21 protein-coding genes and 3 tRNA genes are annotated in these 20353 nt (G+C 58.7%); 16 read left to right on the forward strand and 8 right to left on the reverse strand.

Annotated elements, in window-relative coordinates:
- The first annotated feature begins 74 nt into the window (after positions 1–74).
- The 6 genes from pqqC (at position 75) to AAGW23_RS10175 (ending at position 7183) form a co-directional block, all read left to right on the forward strand.
- On the forward strand, positions 75–827 hold the full coding sequence (pqqC, locus tag AAGW23_RS10150) for a pyrroloquinoline-quinone synthase PqqC (protein ID WP_342406369.1): 753 nt from the start codon (positions 75–77) through the stop codon (positions 825–827).
- An 85-nt stretch (positions 828–912) separates the two neighbouring features.
- Positions 913–1191 (forward strand): pyrroloquinoline quinone biosynthesis peptide chaperone PqqD, encoded by a 279-nt coding sequence (gene pqqD, locus AAGW23_RS10155; protein ID WP_342406370.1) that lies wholly within the window; start codon positions 913–915, stop codon positions 1189–1191.
- Positions 1163–2317 carry a pyrroloquinoline quinone biosynthesis protein PqqE gene (gene pqqE, locus AAGW23_RS10160; RefSeq protein WP_342406371.1) on the forward strand — a complete coding sequence of 385 codons (1155 nt, stop codon included), beginning with the start codon at positions 1163–1165 and terminating at the stop codon, positions 2315–2317. The genes pqqD and pqqE overlap by 29 nt, the downstream gene beginning before the upstream one ends.
- A gap of 44 nt (positions 2318–2361) precedes the next feature.
- Positions 2362–4260 (forward strand): alpha/beta hydrolase family protein, encoded by a 1899-nt coding sequence (locus AAGW23_RS10165; RefSeq protein ID WP_342406372.1) that lies wholly within the window; start codon positions 2362–2364, stop codon positions 4258–4260.
- A gap of 99 nt (positions 4261–4359) precedes the next feature.
- A complete protein-coding gene (gene ercA / locus AAGW23_RS10170) occupies positions 4360–5523 on the forward strand; it encodes an alcohol dehydrogenase-like regulatory protein ErcA (protein ID WP_342406373.1) in 1164 nt (387 codons plus the stop codon).
- Positions 5507–7183: a NahK/ErcS family hybrid sensor histidine kinase/response regulator gene (locus AAGW23_RS10175; protein WP_342406374.1), complete on the forward strand. Its 1677-nt coding sequence runs from the start codon at positions 5507–5509 to the stop codon at positions 7181–7183. Before ercA ends, AAGW23_RS10175 begins: the two co-directional genes overlap by 17 nt.
- 69 nt (positions 7184–7252) lie before the next feature.
- Here the strand turns inward: AAGW23_RS10175 and arsJ are convergent, their stop codons facing one another.
- The 6 genes from arsJ to AAGW23_RS10205 form a co-directional block, all read right to left on the reverse strand.
- The gene (gene arsJ / locus AAGW23_RS10180; protein ID WP_342406375.1) at positions 7253–8485 is read right to left on the reverse strand and encodes an organoarsenical effux MFS transporter ArsJ; all 1233 of its coding nucleotides are present in this window, start codon (positions 8483–8485) and stop codon (positions 7253–7255) included.
- A 60-nt stretch (positions 8486–8545) separates the two neighbouring features.
- Entirely contained in the window at positions 8546–9553 is a 1008-nt protein-coding gene (locus AAGW23_RS10185) for an ArsJ-associated glyceraldehyde-3-phosphate dehydrogenase (protein WP_342406376.1), read from the reverse strand.
- A gap of 16 nt (positions 9554–9569) precedes the next feature.
- On the reverse strand, positions 9570–9896 hold the full coding sequence (locus AAGW23_RS10190) for a YnfA family protein (RefSeq protein ID WP_342406377.1): 327 nt from the start codon (positions 9894–9896) through the stop codon (positions 9570–9572).
- Positions 9897–9902: 6 nt separating this feature from the next.
- A complete protein-coding gene (locus AAGW23_RS10195) occupies positions 9903–10397 on the reverse strand; it encodes a tyrosine-protein phosphatase (RefSeq protein WP_342406378.1) in 495 nt (164 codons plus the stop codon).
- A 15-nt stretch (positions 10398–10412) separates the two neighbouring features.
- Positions 10413–11126 carry an arsenical resistance protein ArsH gene (arsH, locus tag AAGW23_RS10200; protein WP_342406379.1) on the reverse strand — a complete coding sequence of 238 codons (714 nt, stop codon included), beginning with the start codon at positions 11124–11126 and terminating at the stop codon, positions 10413–10415.
- A gap of 137 nt (positions 11127–11263) precedes the next feature.
- Complete coding sequence (locus tag AAGW23_RS10205; RefSeq protein WP_342406380.1) at positions 11264–11620, reverse strand: metalloregulator ArsR/SmtB family transcription factor; 357 nt, start codon at positions 11618–11620, stop codon at positions 11264–11266.
- Between the two features lie 281 nt (positions 11621–11901).
- On the opposite strand from AAGW23_RS10205, the gene arsB reads away from it, so the two are divergent.
- Complete coding sequence (gene arsB, locus AAGW23_RS10210; protein ID WP_342406381.1) at positions 11902–12981, forward strand: ACR3 family arsenite efflux transporter; 1080 nt, start codon at positions 11902–11904, stop codon at positions 12979–12981.
- A 321-nt stretch (positions 12982–13302) separates the two neighbouring features.
- Here arsB and AAGW23_RS10215 read toward each other — a convergent pair whose 3' ends face one another.
- Complete coding sequence (locus AAGW23_RS10215; RefSeq protein WP_342406382.1) at positions 13303–14043, reverse strand: hypothetical protein; 741 nt, start codon at positions 14041–14043, stop codon at positions 13303–13305.
- Positions 14044–14248: 205 nt separating this feature from the next.
- Between AAGW23_RS10215 and gacA the strand changes: the two genes are divergently transcribed.
- The 8 genes from gacA to AAGW23_RS10255 all read left to right on the forward strand — a co-directional run bounded on the left by gacA (position 14249) and on the right by AAGW23_RS10255 (position 18607).
- Positions 14249–14893, forward strand: a complete 645-nt coding sequence (gacA, locus tag AAGW23_RS10220; RefSeq protein WP_159967740.1) for a response regulator transcription factor GacA — start codon at positions 14249–14251, stop codon at positions 14891–14893.
- Entirely contained in the window at positions 14890–16713 is a 1824-nt protein-coding gene (gene uvrC, locus AAGW23_RS10225; protein ID WP_342406383.1) for an excinuclease ABC subunit UvrC, read from the forward strand. The genes gacA and uvrC overlap by 4 nt, the downstream gene beginning before the upstream one ends.
- Before the next feature lie 34 nt (positions 16714–16747).
- Complete coding sequence (gene pgsA, locus AAGW23_RS10230) at positions 16748–17305, forward strand: CDP-diacylglycerol--glycerol-3-phosphate 3-phosphatidyltransferase (RefSeq protein WP_159967738.1); 558 nt, start codon at positions 16748–16750, stop codon at positions 17303–17305.
- A gap of 70 nt (positions 17306–17375) precedes the next feature.
- Positions 17376–17451 (forward strand) — tRNA-Gly (locus AAGW23_RS10235).
- A 44-nt stretch (positions 17452–17495) separates the two neighbouring features.
- A tRNA-Cys gene (locus AAGW23_RS10240) sits at positions 17496–17569 on the forward strand.
- Positions 17570–17732: 163 nt separating this feature from the next.
- Positions 17733–17927, forward strand: a complete 195-nt coding sequence (locus AAGW23_RS10245; RefSeq protein ID WP_342406384.1) for a PLD nuclease N-terminal domain-containing protein — start codon at positions 17733–17735, stop codon at positions 17925–17927.
- Positions 17928–18071: 144 nt separating this feature from the next.
- Positions 18072–18158: transfer RNA gene (locus tag AAGW23_RS10250), tRNA-Leu, on the forward strand.
- 185 nt (positions 18159–18343) lie between these two features.
- A complete protein-coding gene (locus AAGW23_RS10255) occupies positions 18344–18607 on the forward strand; it encodes a hypothetical protein (protein WP_342406385.1) in 264 nt (87 codons plus the stop codon).
- 559 nt (positions 18608–19166) lie between these two features.
- Here the strand turns inward: AAGW23_RS10255 and AAGW23_RS10260 are convergent.
- Entirely contained in the window at positions 19167–19412 is a 246-nt protein-coding gene (locus AAGW23_RS10260; protein ID WP_019339072.1) for a hypothetical protein, read from the reverse strand.
- Positions 19413–19581: 169 nt separating this feature from the next.
- Here AAGW23_RS10260 and AAGW23_RS10265 point away from each other — a divergent pair, with 169 nt between their 5' ends.
- Positions 19582–20334 carry a FadR/GntR family transcriptional regulator gene (locus AAGW23_RS10265; RefSeq protein ID WP_342406386.1) on the forward strand — a complete coding sequence of 251 codons (753 nt, stop codon included), beginning with the start codon at positions 19582–19584 and terminating at the stop codon, positions 20332–20334.
- Positions 20335–20353 lie beyond the last annotated feature (19 nt).

Raw genomic sequence — 20353 nt, forward strand, 5'->3', positions numbered from 1 at the left:
CCCGAGAACTCAGAGGCTGAAGCTGCTTGCCGGTGCCTGAAAGAACAGCCCGCATACCTTTTAAGGAAGTTTTTATGACCCTGCCAGCCATGACTCCGTCCGAGTTCGAAGCAGCGCTACGCGCCAAGGGCGACTACTACCACATCCATCATCCCTTCCACCGCGCTATGTACGAAGGCCGCTCGACCCGTGAGCAGATTCAGGGCTGGGTCGCGAACCGCTTCTACTATCAGGTCTGCATTCCGGTGAAGGATGCGGCGATCATGGCTAACTGCCCGGATCGCGATACCCGCCGTGAGTGGGTGCAGCGCATCATTGACCACGATGGCAGCCCAGGCGAGGAGGGCGGCATCGAAGCCTGGTTGCGCTTGGCTGAATCCGTAGGCCTGGACCGTGAGCAGGTGTTGTCGCAGGAACTGGTGCTGCCGGGCGTTCGCTTCGCCGTTGACGCCTATGTCAATTTCGCCCGCCGTGCCGTCTGGCAGGAGGCGGCCAGCAGTTCACTCACTGAGCTGTTCGCCCCGACCATCCACCAGTCCCGTCTGGACGCGTGGCCACAGCACTACAGCTGGATCGACGCGTCCGGTTACGACTACTTCCGCAAACGTTTGAAGGAAGCGCGCCGCGACGTCGAGCATGGCTTGCGCATCACCCTCGAGCATTACAAGGCGCGAGAAGCCCAGGAGCGCATGCTGAATATTCTTCAGTTCAAACTCGACGTGCTCTGGAGCATGCTGGACGCCATGAGCATGGCTTACGAGCTGGACCGTCCGCCGTACCATACAGTGACCCGTGAGCGCGTCTGGCATAAGGGCATCAGTTTCTAACCGGCTGACTGAGCGGCCTGATGAGCCCCGGGGCGGCAGCCCACCGCCTCATACCGATGATGTATTACTGGCGAGACAGAGGACCATGAGCGATATCCAACTGACCCAGATCCCAGTCTTTCGTCGTGGTTTCCGTTTTCAATGGGAACCGGCACAAGACTGTCATGTGCTGCTCTATCCCGAAGGCATGATCAAGCTGAATGAGAGCGCATCAGCGGTTTTGGGCGAGGTCGATGGCACTCGAAGCGTGGGCGCCATTGTTGCCGATTTGCAGAGCCGCTTCCCCGATGCCGAGGGCATCGAGGAAGACATCGTCGCATTCCTGGAGGTAGCCGTTGAACGGTTCTGGATCGAGCTTCGCTAAGCCGGGGTTCGAACCCGGTCCGCCGCTGTGGCTGTTGGCCGAGCTAACCTATCGCTGCCCGTTGCAGTGCCCTTATTGCTCGAATCCGCTGGATTTTGCGCGCAGCCACGATGAGCTGAGCACAGCGGAGTGGATCGAGGTATTTCGCCAAGCGCGCGAGATGGGCGCAGCACAACTGGGTTTTTCCGGCGGCGAGCCGTTGGTTCGTCAGGATCTGGCCGAGCTGATCAAGGCCGCACGGGATCTGGGCTATTACACCAACCTGATCACTTCCGGCATCGGATTGACCGAGGAGAAGATCGCCTCGTTTGCCGACGCGGGGCTCGACCATATCCAGATCAGCTTTCAGGCCGCAGATGAAGAGGTCAACAACCTGCTGGCTGGCTCCAAAAAGGCGTTCGCGCAGAAGCTTGCCATGGCCCGAGCGGTCAAGGCGCACGGCTATCCGATGGTGCTGAATTTTGTGACCCATCGGCACAACATCGACAACATCGACCGCATCATTCAGCTCTGCCTGGAGCTTGAAGCGGACTTCGTCGAACTTGCGACCTGTCAGTTCTACGGATGGGCAGAACTCAATCGAGCTGGCCTGCTGCCGAGCAAGGAACAGCTGGTGCGTGCCGAACGCATCACCAATGAGTGGCGCGACAAGCTCGCTGCCGAGAACCATCCCTGCAAGCTGATTTTCGTCACCCCGGACTATTACGAAGAGCGGCCCAAGGGCTGCATGAACGGCTGGGGCAACCTGTTCCTCGATATCACCCCAGACGGCACAGCGCTGCCCTGCCACAGTGCGCGACAGCTGCCGATCACGTTTCCGAACGTCCGCGAGCACAGCATCGAGCAGATCTGGAAGCACTCGATGGGCTTTAACAAGTTCCGCGGATTCGACTGGATGCCCGAGCCGTGCCAGTCGTGTGACGAGAAGGAAAAGGACTTCGGCGGCTGCCGCTGTCAGGCTTTCATGCTCACCGGCGATGCTGCCAATGCCGATCCGGTGTGCAGCAAGTCGTCCCATCACAACACGATTCTTGCAGCGCGTACCGAGGCCGAACAGGCTCCGCGCGGGTTGGATGAACTGACCTTCCGTAATGAAAAGGCGTCAAAGCTGATTCTTAAGGTGTAGGTCCGTGTAGATAGCGGCAGCCTGACCGACGGGAATCGATAGTAATGATCAAAACACAAACGCCGTATGGCTTTTGGACAAGTGAGTGGACCGCTGACAAAGCGGCTTCGGCCAGCTGCGATTTCGCCGAGCTGCGTGCCGGACATGGCGGGTTGTTCTGGATTCAATACGACCCAGCCGATGCCCGTTGCACGCTCTGGTACTGGCGCAACGGTGCCACGCAGTGCCTGACCCCTGCAGGCTTTTCGCTGCGAAGCCGGGTATACGAATACGGCGGCGGTGCATTTACTGTCACCGATGATGGTGTTGCGTTCGTCAACGAAAGGGATCAGCAGGTCTATCTGCAAGCCTTTGACGGTTCAACGGTGAGCCGGCCTGCGGCGCTTACTTCGCGTCCGAGATGCCGTTACGGCGATCTGCAATATGATCGGAGCCGCAGCGCGATCCTGGCGGTCGAGGAAAGCCATGATGACGAGGCCGTCGAGCATCGGTTGGTAAGCGTTTCGCTTGCAGGCAGGCATCAGGTGCTTGTCGAAGGTGCCGACTTCTATGCCTCGCCTACGCTGGACGCTACAGGTGAGCGTCTGGCCTGGATTCAATGGCAGCGTCCCGAGCAACCCTGGACAGCGACCAGTCTCTGGATCGCCGACCTCCTAACAGATGGTCAACTCGGCCACGCGGTGTGCATGGCTGGCAGTGACGATTCGGAGTCACTGCAACAGCCTCGCTTCGCCAGCAACGGCGACCTGTTTTGCCTGACCGACCGCACCGGTTGGTGGCAACCCTGGCGAAGCCAAGGGAATTCTCTTGTGCCCGTGGAACGCCTCGCTCGGCACCGTTTTGACCACGCGTCGGCGCCCTGGCAATTAGCGACCGTCAGCTATGTGCCGCTAACTGGGGGTGCCTGGCTGTCGACTCGGCTGGTGGATGGGTACGGCCTGCTTATCGAGCATGACGCTGAGGGCGGGGAGCGGCGGCTCGCGTCTGATTACAGCCGTTGCCGTCAGTTGGCCGTGGATGAGCACTATTACTACTGCATTGCTGGGGCTCCTGAGCGGATGCCCGCCGTGCTGGCAATCGAACGGCTCGCCGGTGAGGTTCTGATTCTGGCGGGTGGCGAACAGCCCTTGCCGACCGAGCAGTTGTCTTGCGCGCAACCGTTCTGCTTTGCGACGGGCCAGGAGGAGGTGGCGCACGCCTTCTTCTATCCGCCGTGTAATGCCGACTGTCATGGCCTGCTCGGGGAGAAGCCACCTCTGGTCGTGTTCATGCATGGCGGACCGACCTCCGCGAGCTATCCGGTCTTCGACCCGCGTATTCAGTACTGGACGCAACGGGGTTTCGCCGTCGCCGACATCAATTACCGGGGCAGCAGTGGATTTGGCCGTGCCTATAGGCAGTGTTTGCGCGGCAACTGGGGCGTAGTGGACGTCGAGGATGCTTGCGCAGCGGTTCAGTCATTGGCTGTCCGCGGCCTGATCGATTCCGCGCGCACCTTCATTCGAGGTTCCAGCGCGGGCGGTTACAGCGCGCTCTGCGCATTGGCCGCCGATGCCGGCTTTACTGGCGGCGCCAGTCTCTACGGGGTCAGCGACCCGATGGCCTTGCGGCGGGTAACGCACAAATTCGAAGCGGATTATCTGGACTGGCTGATAGGCGACCCTGAGCGTGACGCTCAGCGATACAAGGAGCGGACGCCGCTTAACAACGCTGCACAAATACGGGTTCCTGTGATTTTCTTCCAGGGCGCGCTGGATGCTGTGGTGCTACCCGAACAAACCGAGTCCATGGTGGAAGCGTTGCGCGAGCAGGGTGTGCGGGTGGAATATTGCGTCTATCCACAGGAGCGTCATGGTTTTCGCCAGGCAGCCAACCTGACAGATGCACTGGAACGCGAGTGCCGCTTCTATATGTCGCTGCTTGGTCGAACCGGCGGCCTGTAAAGCAGCCCGCGCGCCGCCATGCTCCGTTTTGCCGATTGCTTTGATGGAGGAAAGCAGTACGCTTGCCAAAAGTAACAAATAATAACGAGAGGCCGTCGTATGAGCCCCAACCTTAGCCTGCAACGTAAGTTCGTATCCCCAGAGATCGTGTTCGGTGCGGGCTGTCGGCATAGCGCCGGCAATTATGCGAAAAACTTCGGCGCCCGAAAGGTGCTGCTCGTGTCTGATCCGGGCGTGGTAGCGGCCGGTTGGGTCGCTGACGTCCAGGCAAGTCTGAACCGGCAGGACATCGACTACCACCTGTTTACCCAAGTGTCGGCCAACCCCCGCTCAGAAGAAGTGATGCTGGGTGCCGAGATGTACCGCAGCGAAGGGTGTAACGTCATCGTTGCGGTTGGCGGCGGCAGCCCGATGGATTGCGCCAAGGGCATCGGTATCGCGGTGGCGCATGGCCGGAATATCGTCGAGTTCGAGGGCGTCGACACGCTGCGCGTGCCAAGCCCACCGTTGATTCTGATTCCCACGACTGCGGGCACTTCTGCCGACGTTTCGCAATTCGTGATCATTTCCAACCAGACCGAGCGGATGAAATTTTCCATCGTCAGTAAGGGCGCCGTACCGGATGTCTCGCTGATCGATCCGGAAACCACCCTCAGCATGGATCCGTTCCTGTCGGCTTGTACGGGTATTGATGCGCTGGTCCATGCCATCGAAGCCTTCGTTTCGACTGGCCACGGACCGCTGACCGATCCACACGCGTTGGAGGCGATGCGGCTGATCAACGGCCATCTGGTGGAAATGATCGCCAATCCCTCGGATATTCAACTGCGCGAAAAAATCATGCTCGGTAGCATGCAAGCCGGCTTGGCCTTCTCCAATGCAATCCTTGGCGCAGTACACGCAATGTCTCACAGCCTGGGCGGTTACCTGGATTTACCGCATGGTTTGTGTAATGCGGTTTTGGTCGAGCACGTGGTGGCATTCAACTACGACTCGGCGCCGGATCGTTTCAAAGTGGTTGCTGAAACCCTGGGCATCGATAGTCGCGGGCTGAGCCATCGGCAGATCCGTGAACGGCTCATGCAACATCTGATCAGCCTCAAACAGGCCATCGGTTTCCGCGAGACACTGGGCTTACATGGCGTGGACCTCTCCGACATCCCATTTCTTTCGCAACACGCGATGCAAGACCCCTGCATTCTGACCAACCCCCGTTCGTCGACCCAACGAGACGTCGAAGTGGTCTATGCCGAAGCACTCTGAACAGAACGATGCGCTCGCCGGGCTCCTTGGACTTGGTACACATTCCGCCCGCAAGAGCCATTACCCTGAGCTGGTGGCCCGTCTTGAAGAACTCGAGGCCGAGCGTAACCGCTACAAATGGCTGTTCGAGCACGCTGTACACGGCATTTTTCAGGCAAGCCTGCAGGAAGGCATCCGTGCAGCCAATCCGGCCCTGGCAAAGATGCTTGGGTACGAAAGCCCGGCCGAGGCGCTTTGGCATCTGACTGATCTGTCGCATCACCTGTTCATCGGGGGTGAGGAGGAGCTGGATCGAATTCGCCAGACCTTGAAAACCCAGCAAGGCCTATTCGGGTACGATACTCGGCTGCGGCGCAAGGATGGAACCGCCATAGAGGTAATGATGAACCTGTTGCTCAAGCCGGACGAAGAGGGCCTAGTTGAAGGTTTTGTAGCCGACATCACAGAGCGCAAGCAGGCTCAGCTGCGGCTGTTGCAACTCAACGAGCAGCTTGAACAGCGCGTCACCGAACGGACGCTAGAGCTGCGTAAGGCGCGGGATGCTGCCGAGGCGGCCAACCATAGCAAAGACAAATACCTGGCCGCCGCCAGCCACGATCTCTTGCAGCCGCTCAATGCCGCACGTCTATTGATCTCGACACTACGGGAACGCCGTTTGCCAGATGCTGAGACCAATCTGGTTGAGCGGGCGCATCAGGCGCTCGAGGGCGCCGAAGATTTGCTTACGGACTTGCTGGATATTTCCAAATTGGACCAGCAGGCGATAAAACCCGACATCGACGTCTATCGCCTCGATGAAGTGCTGTTACCACTGGTCTCTGAATTTCAGTCCGTGGCTGATGCAGCCGGCCTTGGGTTTGACCACTACATTCCGGCCTACGCGTTGCGCAGCGATTTCCGGCTGCTGACGCGCATCCTGCGTAATTTCCTAAGCAATGCCTGCCGCTATACCGATCACGGCCGCGTATTGCTGGGCGCGCGCAAACGCGGCGAATACCTGCGCATCGAGGTATGGGACACCGGTCGCGGAATCGGAGCGGATCAGATGCAATCGATCTTCCTCGAGTTCAATCAGCTGGGTGTACAGCGCGCCACCGAGCGCCCCGGCGTCGGGCTCGGTCTGGCCATTGTCGATCGCATTGCCTCGATGCTGGCCTATCCGATTCAGGTGCGTTCGCAGCTTGGTCGAGGCTCCGTCTTCAGTATTGATGTGCCACTGGCCGATCCGCCTGAGCACTTACAGGCCGAATCGCCGGGGTTGAAACCAGTGCCTGGCAATCCGTTACCGGGGCGCCGTTTACTGGTCCTCGATAACGAGCTGAGCATCCTCCACAGCATGGCTGCGTTACTTGGGCAGTGGGGCTGCGACGTGTTGACGGCCACCGACCAGCAAGCAGCGTTGACCGTGCTCGATGGAGAGCCGCCAGAGGTGATTCTCGCCGACTACCATCTCGATCAAGGTGTGACCGGCTGGGAAGTGGCCACCGCGTTGCGGGAGCACTTTGCGCAGCCGATTCCGGTGGTGATGGTGACGGCCGATCGCAGCGACCAGTGTCGGCGCCAACTGCACGGGTTTGGCGTGCCGGTGCTGAATAAGCCAGTCAAGGCGGGAAAATTGCGATCAGTACTGAGTCACTTGCTCAGCGATAGCCAGCGCTAGTAAACCCAGAACGCCGACAGGCGATGTACCGGCGCGGGCCGTCACGTCTCGCTGTTCCCTGCGTCACGCTCAACTGGTTGTTTTGATTGCGTGATCACGATGCGGTAGGGCCATCGAGATCAGTGCAGCCAGCAGCACAAAGGCGCTCGAAATCCAGAGGCAGGCCTCAAGCCCATACCGCTGATAGACCCAACCAGAGAGGAGGGTGCCAACCAATCGGCCCAGCGCGTTGGACATGTAATAAAAGCCGACGTCCAGCGAGACACCGTCGGCCTTGGCATAAGAGACGATCAGGTAGCTGTGCAGCGATGAGTTTATGGCGAAAAGCGCCGCAAACAGCAGCAAGCCGCCGAGCAATACCGCCTGGGCGGACCAATCGGTGTCCAGGCCCAACGCAATTCCCGCAGGCAAGCCGGCCAGAAGCAGCGCCCAACCAAACGCCGAGCGCCCGTCTGGAATCTCTCTGCGGCTTTTACCCGTAATCGCCGGAGCAAGCGACTGGACGATGCCATAGCCAATCACCCAGAGCGCGAGAAAGCCGCCCACCTGCCAGAAGTCCCAGCCGAACACCGTGGACAGATAGACTGGTAGCGCCACGACGAACCAGACATCACGGGCGCCGAACAGGAACAGCCGTGCGGCTGACAAAACATTGATGGCCTGGCTCTTGGAGAGCAGTTCGCGAAACTTCGGTTTCGCCTTGGCCTTGCCCAGGTCTTTTTGCAGCATTACCAGACTGGAAACCCAGATCAGCGACAGCACTGCGGCCATGACTAGCAGCGACCCGCGAAAGCCTGTAGCAGCAAGCAGTGCACCCCCGAGGAAAAAACCGACGCCCTTGAGCGCGTTCTTTGACCCAGTCAACACCGCCACCCACTGGTACAGCGTGCCTTGCTGACCCTCCGGCACCAGCAGCTTGATCGAGCTCTTGGCACTCATCTTGTTCAGGTCCTTGGCAATGCCTGATAGCGCTTGTGCGCTCATTACCCAAGGAATCGTCAGCCATGCGGCGGGCACCGTGAGCATCATCAGGGCGACGACCTGCATGGCCAGGCCAATGTTCATGGTGCGGTTGAGCCCAATTCGGGCGCCCAGGTAGCCGCCCAACAGATTGGTGATGACCCCGAACACTTCGTAGAAGAGAAACAGCGCCGCGATTTGCAACGGCGTATAGCCCAGTGCATGAAAGTGCAGCACCACCAGCATCCGCAGCGCACCGTCGGTCAGGGTGAAGGCCCAGTAATTGCCGGTCACCAGCAAATACTGGCGAACCTCCGGTGAGAGGCGGGAGAGGGCGTGCATGGCGAGTCCTGTTGCGGTGCGGAGGATGCGGATGGCGTCGCGAGCGCGCCATCCTCGGGATCAATCGGCTAGACCGACCTTGCGTGCCAATTCCACGGTGCGGTTGGCGTAGCCCCACTCGTTGTCGTACCAGGCATACAGCTTCACCTGCGTGCCGTTCACGACCATGGTCGACAGTGCATCGATGATCGAGGAGCGTGGGTCGGTGCGGTAGTCGATGGAAACGAGCGGCCGCGCTTCATAGCCGAGGATGCCCTTGAGTGGACCTTCGCTTGCCGCGGCCTGCAGTAGCGCGTTGACCTCCTCGACTGAGGTGGCTCGCTCGACTTCGAAAACGCAGTCGGTCAGCGATGCATTGGCCAGCGGGACGCGTACCGCGTGGCCGTTGAGCTTGCCGCGCAACTCCGGAAAGATCTCGGCGATCGCGGTGGCTGAACCGGTGGTGGTCGGGATCAGGCTCATGCCCGAGGCTCGGGCGCGGCGCAGATCCTTGTGTGGCTGATCGAGGATGCTCTGGGTATTGGTCAGGTCGTGAATTGTGGTGATCGAACCATGGCGAATGCCCAGATGTTCATGGATCACCTTGACCACCGGAGCCAGGCAGTTGGTGGTGCAGGAGGCTGCGGTAACGATCTGGTGCAGAGCTGGATCGAACAGCGTGTCATTGACCCCCATGACGATATTGAGTGCCCCGGCTTCCTTGACTGGCGCGCTGACGACGACACGCTTGACGCCCTGATCGAGATAGCCTTGCAGCACGGCCACCGTCTTCATCTTGCCGCTGGCTTCGATGACCAGATCACAGTCGGACCAATCGGTATCGGCAATGGCCTTGTTAGCAGTGACCCGGATTCGTTTGCCATCCACAACAATGCAATTGCCGTCGCTGCTCGCTTCGTGCCTCCAGCGGCCGTGCACCGAGTCGAAATTCAGCAGGTGGGCGTGAGTGGCTGCGTCGCCGGCGGGATCGTTGATCTGGATGAACTCCAACTCCGGCCATTCCCAGGCCGCGCGAAGGGCCAGACGGCCGATCCGGCCGAAACCGTTGATACCAATTTTGAGCGTCATGGTTGATTTCCGTAAGTCAGGCGCCGCGAGGCGCAAACATGATGATGGCCATGCCGACCAATGCGACGGCCGATCCCAGTAGATCCCAGCCGGTAGGCCTGATGCCGTCGACGAGCCACAGCCAGACGATTGCAGCGCCGATGTAAACGCCGCCATAGGCGGCATACACGCGCCCGGCCGCTGTCGGGTGCAGCGATAACAGCCAAGCAAACAGCATCAATGATGCCGCGGCAGGTATGAGCAGCCAGGCGCTTTTGCCTTGACGAAGCCATAGGTACAGCAGATAGCACCCGATGATTTCCGCCAGTGCGGTGATGAAGAACAAGCCAAAGGTCTTCAGCATCAGAGGTCAGTCGCCAAACTGTGCGAGCCAGCCGACATGAGCCGGGTGTTGAATGGCTTTGGGCCGAAGCGCCTGGACCTTTTTCACGGCGGTCTCCCGAGGCATGCCCAGCTCGATCAGGATGCGCGCGGCAATCAGCCCAGTGCGCCCGGAACCGCCCTTGCAATGGATCGCCAGGGTGGCGCCTTCGGTTAGTCGTGCAAGGATGATGTCGCGATGGCGATGCCAGGCAATATCGAAGTCCGCCAGCGGGACCTGTTCGTCGGCCACCGGTAGCTGCAACCACTCCATGCCAAGCTCGGCGCAGCGAGCCGGAAGGTCATCCGCCTGGTTGGCTGCCAGCTCGGCATTCGGCATCAGCGTGATGAGCACATGCGCGCCAGCTGATTCGATCGTCGTCAGCGCTTCGCTTACGCCGGTGCCCTTGGTGCCAGGGCATGGCGTGAACATTAAACGGCCTGCGTGACCGGGAATCTCGAGAATGTCATAGGGGTGCGACATGGTTGCACTCCTTGCTCATAGCGAGCGCTGATTGACGCGTGCGGACAGGGCTTGAGCCGATTCCTTGCGTTCGGAGTAGCGATCGACAAGGTAGCCACCGCGTCCACGTACCAGCAGCGTGAACTTGACCAGCTCTTCCATCACGTCCACGACCCGGTCGTAATAGGCCGAAGGTTTCATTCGCCCGGCGTCGTCGAACTCCAGAAACGCTTTGGGTACTGAAGACTGGTTGGGGATCGTGACCATCCGCATCCAGCGACCCAGCACGCGCATCTGATTCACCGCGTTGAAAGATTGCGAGCCCCCGCAGACCTGCATCAGCGCCAGCGTCTTGCCCTGTGTCGGGCGGATGGCGCCCATGCTCAGCGGCACCCAGTCGATCTGAGCCTTGAACACCGCACTCATCGCGCCGTGACGTTCCGGCGAGCACCACACCTGACCTTCTGACCAGATCACCAGCTCGCGTAGCTCCTTCACCTTGGGATGAGCTTCAGGCGCGTCGTCTGGCAAAGGCAGGCCGGCGGGGTCGAAGGTTCGCGTTTCGCAGCCCATTGCCTCCAGCAGACGCGCCGCTTCCTGACTCAGCAAACGACTGAACGAGCGTTCTCGGTTCGAGCCATAGAGCAACAGAATGCGCGGTTTGTGTGCCGGGTCGCTGGGCAGGTTCAGTTTGTCCAGGCCCGGTAAGTCAAGATGTTCGAGATCGATGTTTGGCAGCGCTTCGTTCATTGCGTTTTCTCGTATCAGGGCGTCAACCCCTCATTGATGCCGTTCGCATCGAGTCGGTTGCGGGGAAGGGCGAAGATAACTGTCATGCGTCCTTGGACGTTCGAGCCTGTCGTCGAACGCGCTAGAATCGAACCGGTTCAGCCGCACACTGCCGCGCGACCAGGCCGATCACGCATGCGTTCAAGGCGGTCAGCATCGCCGCTCAACCATTTTTCATTGGCATTGAGCACGACCTGCAGCATCTCGTGAACCCAATCGGGTAGATGCGGGTGTAGGCGGTAATACACCCACTGTCCCTGGCGTCTGTCCTCAAGGATTGCGCAGCTTCTCAACTGGGAGAGATGCCTCGAAATCTTGGGCTGGCTTTGCTCAAGCGCTGTCGTCAGCTCGCAAACGCACAATTCTCCTTTGTGCGTGATCAGCAATGTCATGCGCGCTCGGATTTCATCGGAGAGGCATTTAAAAACCATGTCAGGCGTTAGAGGTTCGATCATGGAATTCATGGCCTGGACGATGTGATTGATATGGAGCAGGCTCCACGCGGAAAACCGAGAATATATTGATGGCTGCATATGCTGTAAAGCGAATATGCTCGGACGGTTTCTTGGCAAGCTAGCCTATAAAAGCGCAGCAGGATGACCGGGCCGTGACTTTTGATGGGGCTGAACTGCCGCGCACGGCGCATGGCCCAGCAGATAAATCCGATGCTGACGGAGCCGCCACTGGCTGCTAGCGCCCCAAAACCGCTACCTAAGATGAAATAACGAGAAGCTCCATGTCTACCCAATGCGAAACCATAGGAAAAAAAGCCGCAGGTGCGCCGATCGGTTTCTTCGAGCGCTATCTGACCCTCTGGGTCTTTCTGTGCATCGTTGCCGGAACACTCATCGGACTGTTCGCTCCAAAGGCCGCACAGACGGTCGGTGCGATGGAACTGGCCAACGTGAACATCCCGGTTGGGGTGCTGATTTGGGTGATGATCATCCCGATGCTGATGAAAATCGACTTCAGCGCTCTCCATGAGGTTTTTGAGCACCGCGTCGGTATGGGCGTGACCTTGCTTGTGAACTGGGCTATCAAACCCTTCACCATGGCGTTCCTCGCCTGGCTGTTTCTCCGACACGTATTCGCGGATTGGCTGCCGGCTGACCAGATCGATAGCTATGTCGCGGGGCTGATCCTGCTCGGCGCGGCGCCTTGCACAGCCATGGTGTTTGTCTGGAGCAACCTGTGTAACGGCAACGCCAACTTCACCCTGACTCAAGTAGCAGTGAACGACCTGATTATGGTGTTTGCTTTTGCGCCCATTGTCGCCTTGCTGCTGGGCGTCTCTTCGATCCCGGTGCCCTGGGATACGCTGATTCTTTCCGTTGTGATGTATATCGTCATCCCGCTGACGGTTGCTCAGCTCATTCGCTCCCGCCTTCGCAAGCGCGGTGAAGACAGATTCCAGGCAGCACTGACGCGTATTCAGCCGTTCGCTATCCTGGCGTTGCTGGCGACACTGGCGCTGTTGTTTTCCTTTCAAGGTGAAGCGATCGTCGAACAGCCTCTGGTCATCGCCATGTTGGCGGTGCCGATCCTCCTGCAAACACTTGTGATCGCCGCGTTGGGTTACTGGCTCAACCGACAGCTGAAAGTGCGCCATGACATCGCCGGGCCGTCTGCCATGATCGGTGCATCGAATTTCTTCGAGCTCGCGGTTGCCGTCGCCATCGTGCTGTACGGCTTCAACTCGGGCGCGGCGCTGGCGACGGTCGTAGGGGTGCTCATCGAGGTGCCGGTGATGCTTTGGCTGGTTCGTACCGTCAACAAAAGCCGAGACTGGTACGAGCGAGCGCTGCCGCAAAGCTAGAGGAAAAGCAGGTTGACTCTTTCACCTGGCTCGATGACCAGCTGTCGAGAATGGGCAGTCCCCCCATCTGTGATGCGATTACTGCTCGAAGAACTGTCCGCCTGGGCTTGGCCAACCAGGATGACTGACTGCAGCTATAGCGCGTTGTCAAGGTTACGACCCCGCAGGGTTAGGACGATCAAGTCCTGCCTCTGGAAGAAGTGCCGCGCCAGGCGAAATCAAGAAGCTGCTGCAAGCTCGCTGAGCGGACGGGGGCTGATCATGGCTCGCTGCATGTTCGCCCGCCCTTATGGCGCGGTGACGCTTCAGAGTGCGCCCAGACTAGTTACCTTGAAAGCTGAGCAGCAATACCGAATAGCCGACCGAGCCGAGCAGGAAGGCACTGAAGCGGCTATCGCGCTCTTCGGGTAACTCCTCTTTCAATACGTTCAGAATGATCGAGCCGCCGACGAACGCGGTCAGTGCTGAAACCGCGAGTTCTGAAATCTCGGTTGCAAGGCCCAGGGTCCAGCCGGCCAGCGGCATCGCGGCGAGAAACCAGCGACCGCGACGCCTGAACAAGCCCTTGTGGTCGTTCTGGAGCGCGAAATCATTCACTAGAAAATGCAGGCCCATCGCGACGCAATAGAGCACCAGAGTGGTCAAGCTACTGTTTTCGCCCTGAATCAACAGATAGCCAATAAGGCCGTTGTAGATGGCGAAGGCAGCGATATGCAGCCAGAACACACCCGCATGGGATTCGGCATGTTCCGGCAAGTGACGACGGTGCTCCTTGATCAGCCTTTCCAGGCCATAGAATGAGGCAAGGCCAAGCAGCGCCAGCAAGTAGACGTGATGCTCCAGGTAGCTGAGCACCCAGATATCACTGCCTTCCATCACCGCCTGACCGCGCGCCAGTTCGGGCAGCAGATGGACGAATACGTAGGCTACCGAAACGCCGCCAGCCATGGAAAGCCACCGGCTACGGGGCAGCCTATTGAGCCTGCGTAGACGGCCTGCAAAAACATGAACGGTAGCCAGAACAAAGGCGGCGACGAAGCTGGCAAGCAAGAGTGACTCCATACATAGGTAACGATGTTGATCACTACCAATGACTTCAACCGGCGCTCTCACGTTCACTCGCAAGCCGCGTAAATCGATCCAGTGATGCCATAACGCCATGCTGCGATGTATGGTCTGGGTAATGCAGTATTTTTTTTGTTAAAGTTCGCCGCTTATGAAGCGAGCAGTCAGCCCAGCTTTGAATTTGTCCAGAAGAGGTGTCTGCTTGATCAGAGTGCTTGTGGTCGACGACCACGATCTAGTGCGCACAGGCATTTCCCGCATGCTTGCCGATATCGATGGTCTGCAAGTGGTCGGTCAGGCGGAATCCGGTGAGGCGGCGATCAAGAAGTCCCGTGAGCTCAAGCCGGACGTTGTCTTGATGGACGTCAAAATGCCTGGCATTGGCGGCCTCGAGGCGACACGCAAGCTGCTACGCAGCCATCCTGACATCAAGGTGATAGCGGTCACCATTTGCGAGGAAGATCCGTTTCCAACACGGCTGCTTCAGGCCGGTGCGGCTGGCTACCTGACCAAAGGCGCCGCGCTGGAAGAAATGATCCAGGCGATCCGCATGGTGTTCGCCGGCCAGCGCTACATCAGCCCTCAGATCGCCCAACAACTTGCGCTGAAGTCTTTTCAGCCCAAGGTCAACGGCTCTCCTTTCGATCTATTGTCCGAACGGGAAATCCAGATCGCGTTGATGATCGCGAACTGTCAAAAGGTCCAGGCCATATCAGACAAGCTCTGTTTATCGCCCAAGACAGTGAACACCTACCGCTACCGCATCTACGAAAAGCTGTCGATCACCAGTGACGTCGAACTAGCGTTGCTCGCCGTACGACATGGCATGGTCGACACCATCAATTGATGAGCGGCTTCGATTCCTCAGCATTCCTGGCTTCTTGCAGCGGACGTCCCGGCGTCTATCGGATGTTTGATGCCGAAGCCAAGCTGCTTTATGTAGGAAAAGCGAAGAACCTTAAAAAGCGCCTGGCGAGTTACTTTCGCAAGGTCGGGCAAGCGCCGAAAACAGCCGCGCTCGTGGCCAGAATCGCGCAGGTCGAAACGACGATCACAGCCAACGAAACCGAAGCGCTACTGCTTGAGCAGACGCTCATCAAGCAATGGCGGCCGCCGTACAACATTCTGCTACGCGACGATAAGTCGTACCCCTATGTTTTTCTTTCCAGTGGGGACTTCCCTCGGCTCAGCATTCATCGAGGTGCCAAGAAGGAGATGGGCCGCTATTTCGGCCCCTATCCCAGCGCCGGCGCCATCCGCGAAAGCCTGAGCTTGTTGCAGAAGGCATTCTTCGTCCGCCAGTGTGAAGACAGCTACTACCGAAATCGCACCCGCCCGTGCCTGCAGTACCAGATCAAACGCTGCAAGGCGCCGTGTGTGAACCTCGTCAAACCAGAGGAATATGCTGAAGACGTTCGTCATTCGGTGATGTTTCTGGAAGGACGCAGCAATGCTCTGGCTGAGGAGCTTTCAAAGAACATGGAAAAGGCCGCGATGGCGCTTGATTTCGAGCGCGCGGCCGAAATACGTGATCAGATTGGTATCCTGCGACGCGTCCAGGATCAGCAAAGCATGGAAGGCGGCAGCGGCAACGTTGATATCGTATCCGCCGTGGTGAGCCCGGGCGGCGCTTGCGTCCACCTGATCAGCGTGCGCAGTGGCCGAGTGCTGGGCAGCAAGAACTTCTTCCCGCAGGTGGCAATAGAGGAGAGCGTCAGCGACGTACTGCAGGCATTCCTGGAGCAGTACTACCTGAGTTCCATGGAGCGCGATCTGCCGTCCGAGCTGATCGTCAACGCCGTGCACGAAGACTTCGAAACGCTCATCAGCGCGGTCGTCGAGTTACGCGACGTCGAATTGATCATCACCCATCGTGTACGGGGTACCCGCGCGCGCTGGCAGCAGCTGGCACTGACCAACGCCGAGCAAGCGCTCGGTGCAAGACTGGCAAGTCGTCAGCATCTGGCTGCACGATTCCAGGCGCTGGCCGAAGCGCTGGAGATGGATGAACAGCCGAGTCGGCTGGAATGCTTCGATATCAGCCACTCCAGTGGTGAGGCCACAGTGGCATCCTGCGTAGTGTTCGGTCCGGAAGGGCCGTTGAAGTCTGACTACCGACGCTACAACATCGAAGGCGTTACCGCCGGTGACGATTACGCCGCAATGCACCAGGCGCTATCCCGTCGGTTCAGAAAAGCAGCCGAGGGGGAGGGCAAGCTACCGGACATCCTGCTGGTGGACGGAGGGAAGGGCCAGCTCAATATGGCTCGTGAAGTGCTGCAGGAGCTCGCCGTGCCTGACTTGATCCTGCTGGGCGTTGCAAAAGGCGTCACCCGCAAGCCGGGCCTGGAAACCCTGTACCTGAACGATGCCGCGCATGAATTCACGCTACCAGGCGACTCGCCAGCGCTCCACCTGATCCAACAGGTACGCGACGAAGCTCACCGTTTCGCTATAACCGGCCACAGAGCGCGACGGGGCAAAGCGCGCACAACCTCGACGCTGGAGGGTGTGGCTGGGATCGGACCGAAACGCCGGCGAGAACTGCTCAAGCACTTCGGTGGTCTTCAAGAACTTAGCCGTGCGAGTCTAGACGAGATCGCCAAGGCACCAGGTATCAGTAAAAAGCTTGCCGATTCGATTTATGCCGCTCTGCACAGTGAGTAGAATCAACTTCTAAATCCGCGGACCAGTGGTATCGATGAACATCCCAAACATTCTCACCGTGCTACGCGTACTGCTGATACCGATCATCATCTTGTTGTTCTATCTGCCTTTTCAATGGAGTTACCTGGCGGCAAGTGCGGTATTCGCCATCGCTGCCATCACTGACTGGCTGGATGGGTATCTTGCCCGCAAACTTCAACAGAGCACGCCCTTCGGCGCCTTCCTCGATCCCGTGGCGGACAAGCTGATGGTGGCTGTGGCCCTGGTGCTGCTGGTCGAGGAACATTCGAATCTCTGGTTGACTTTGCCTGCAGCGATCATTATCGGCAGGGAGATTGTGGTGTCGGCTTTGCGCGAATGGATGGCAGAGCTGGGGGCGCGTGCACAGGTGGCGGTGTCCAATCTGGGCAAGTGGAAAACAGCGGCACAAATGGTGGCGCTCATCATTTTGCTGGCTAACCCCCCGCTGACTACGGTCTGGGTTGGGCTGGGTTATGCCTTGCTGATCGTCGCTGCCGGGCTGACGTTGTGGTCAATGGCCAATTACCTGATGGCCGCCTGGCCTCATCTAAGCCCTACTGAAAAGAAATAAAAAACTTTTTTAATCAAGGGCTTGACGGGGCGTGCCGAAACTATAAAATGGCGCCCGTCACCAAGACGATGCGGGAATAGCTCAGTTGGTAGAGCACGACCTTGCCAAGGTCGGGGTCGCGAGTTCGAGTCTCGTTTCCCGCTCCAGTTTGTTGACGATGACGCCGCTGCATGCGGCGTTATCGTTTTGAGGCCGGTTGGCAGAGTGGTTATGCAGCGGATTGCAAATCCGTGTACGCCGGTTCGATTCCGACATCGGCCTCCAGTAATAAAAAAACCGCGAGCGAAAGCTTGCGGTTTTTTTATGCCCTCAGTTTGTGTTTCGCAGCACTGATGCTTTATCAGGCCTGGTGAGCATCCTTTCCTAGCCGGAACTGAAGCGCCTCGGACGATGACTGAGACATAGAGCGTCTAGTAAGGAGTCCTCTATGTCAGATGCGATGAGCTACCTTGCAATTGCGGTTGCAGGCGCCGTGATCGTGTTGGATCTGTTGGCTATCATCAGCGTGTTCAAAAGCGATCGCAGCGTAGGAGCGAAAGCCCTATGGGCGCTGGGTATCGCCATCTTCCCGATTCTCGGGCTGGTGTTCTGGCTGATCGTCGGCATGCGCCGTCATCATTGAGCCTCCTACTCCATAAGCCCAAGTAGCGGCACGTTTATGGCAGCAAACTCACTCCAGATACGCCGCAATCGCCGTTCGGGTTGCGCCTCGGCCAGAGCCTCGTTATAGTCCTGCGCCGCGATCAACGTCGCGCATCACCGTCCCGCCCGGATGGCGAAACTGGTAGACGCAAGGGACTTAAAATCCCTCATCCGAAAGGGTATGCGGGTTCGATTCCCGCTCCGGGCACCATCGGGACACACTGATACATCCGTATCTAAACCGGCCGCCGCAGCCGGTTTAATTGTTTATAGGGCAGCAGGCCGCTGTGCTATGGCTCATTGCATATGACCAGCGGCACCCTATCGTCGTGAACGCAGCGCCGCCACGCTCCTCTTATCCTGTAGTGCATTTGCTATGGCAGAGGAGATTAGACGATGGCCAATGACCCTGACAGTCTCTCAAACCAGAATAACGATCCTTCGCGCGCCGAGCGTGCGGGCAAAGAGGATGTGATCATTCCCGGCTCACCACCGCAGCGAACGGATGTCAGTCCCGGTAGCGAAGCTGGTTTGGATGAGTTGCCGAACAATGACGGCACGACTCCACGAGACAATGCCAAGCGAGGAGGGGAGATGAATAATGTCCCTGACATCGACCCCGACAGTGCAGAACTGGATGACGCGCCTAAACCGCGTTAGCAGTCGCGCAATTAAAAAGCCCCGCGCGGGGCGGGGCTGCAGGCGTTTAGCCAGTCGTTCCGTTGTCCTTTAACTCGCACTCCTGCGAACGCTCCATGTCGAGCCTCCCTGGCCCGCTGCGCGTCCTGCGCTACTGGTGATTAGAGTAGGCGAGACAGAGACGACGCGAAATCATCCAACTTCACCAGTGTGGGTCAGCCGAGGCTTACGCCGAGTAGGCGATCGACGCATCGGTGTATATATCGAGCGAGATACTTTGCCCATGATCAAAAGCGTTTATCGCGTCAGCCTTGCCGCAGGGGCGTTGGTGACGCTGGCTGGCTGCAGTGCGTTCGAGGGCGTGCCAGCCGCTCAACCAACAGACGAGTACGTATTGGCCTGCGAGAAAGTTGAGCAACCTGGATGTGAGACTCGTGCAGAGCAGCTCTGTCCAGAGGGTTACGACACCCTCAGCAGCGAAGAAGATTTTGCACGAAAGGAGTTGCGAGTCAGATGCACAGGCGAGGCAAACCCGCCCTAGTTCGGACGGCCGCAGGAGCGGGCCGTCCGTTTGGGACGGTCAATCAGCGGAGTCGAGCAGCGCCTGGGCCTGCTCGAGAACCTGGAGCGATTGAGTGTGGTCGCCCGCTTTGTGCAACTGCTCTCCTTCCGCTCGGAGTTCTTTTACTTTTTCCAGCGTTGCCGGATCGCTTGGCGGATTGGTCTCAAGCTGCTTGTCGATCTTGGCCATGTCCATCGGGCAGTGCATAGCCCAAAGCGGCGTACTTACAACCGCGGCAGCGAGCAGTAACATGATTCGGCGCATGAGGTCGGTCTCCTGACTGATGATTGTCAGTGCAGTATAGGATTCACGCTGAACCCCGCCGTTTTTCGGACGCAAGGTAGGGTCGAGCAATAGACGGTGGTCGGATAGTTATCGTACAACTACTGAGCTATGATACGGGTTACTTCGCTTCAACGAGATCGATGTGTCCATGGAAAATCAGATCGCCCAGCCGCGTGTTCGCCGTAAGCACCGCAGCCTCGCACAGGAGCTGGTGACCGAGCTGTCGCAGCAGATCCGCGACGGCGTTATCAAACGCGGCGACAAGCTGCCGACAGAGTCAGCGATCATGCAGGCTCAAGGGGTCAGTCGAACAGTGGTGCGTGAGGCGATCTCTAGGCTGCAAGCGTCCGGGCTGGTTGAGACTCGCCACGGCATCGGCACTTTCGTGCTCGATACTCCGAGCACCACAGGCCTGCGCATCGACCCGGCGACTATCGGGACGCTACGGGACATATTGTCGATTCTGGAGCTGCGGATCAGCCTGGAGGTCGAATCCGCCGGACTGGCGGCACAACGTCGGACTCCCGAACAACTGACGGCTATGCGGGAATTCCTGGATTCGCTACAGCGCAGTGCGGCGCTTTCCAGTGAAGCTGCTGTATCGGACTTCCAGTTCCATCTGCAAATCGCCGAAGCAACGGGCAACCGCTACTTCACGGACATCATGAACCATCTAGGTACGGCAATTATCCCGCGCAGTCGGCTGAATTCGGCACGTCTGGCACATGATGACCAGCCGCACTATCAGCAGCGCCTCGGTCGCGAACATGAGCAGATCTATGACGCTATCGCTCGTCAGGACGCAGAATCAGCCCGAGCTGCGATGCGCCTGCATCTGACCAATAGCCGAGAGCGACTGCGTCAGGCTCATGAAGAGGCGGAGACCGACAAGGTCAGCTGACACCGACTATCAGAATTGA

Source organism: Stutzerimonas chloritidismutans (assembly GCF_038562055.1).
Classification (GTDB): Bacteria; Pseudomonadota; Gammaproteobacteria; order Pseudomonadales; family Pseudomonadaceae; genus Stutzerimonas; species Stutzerimonas chloritidismutans_A.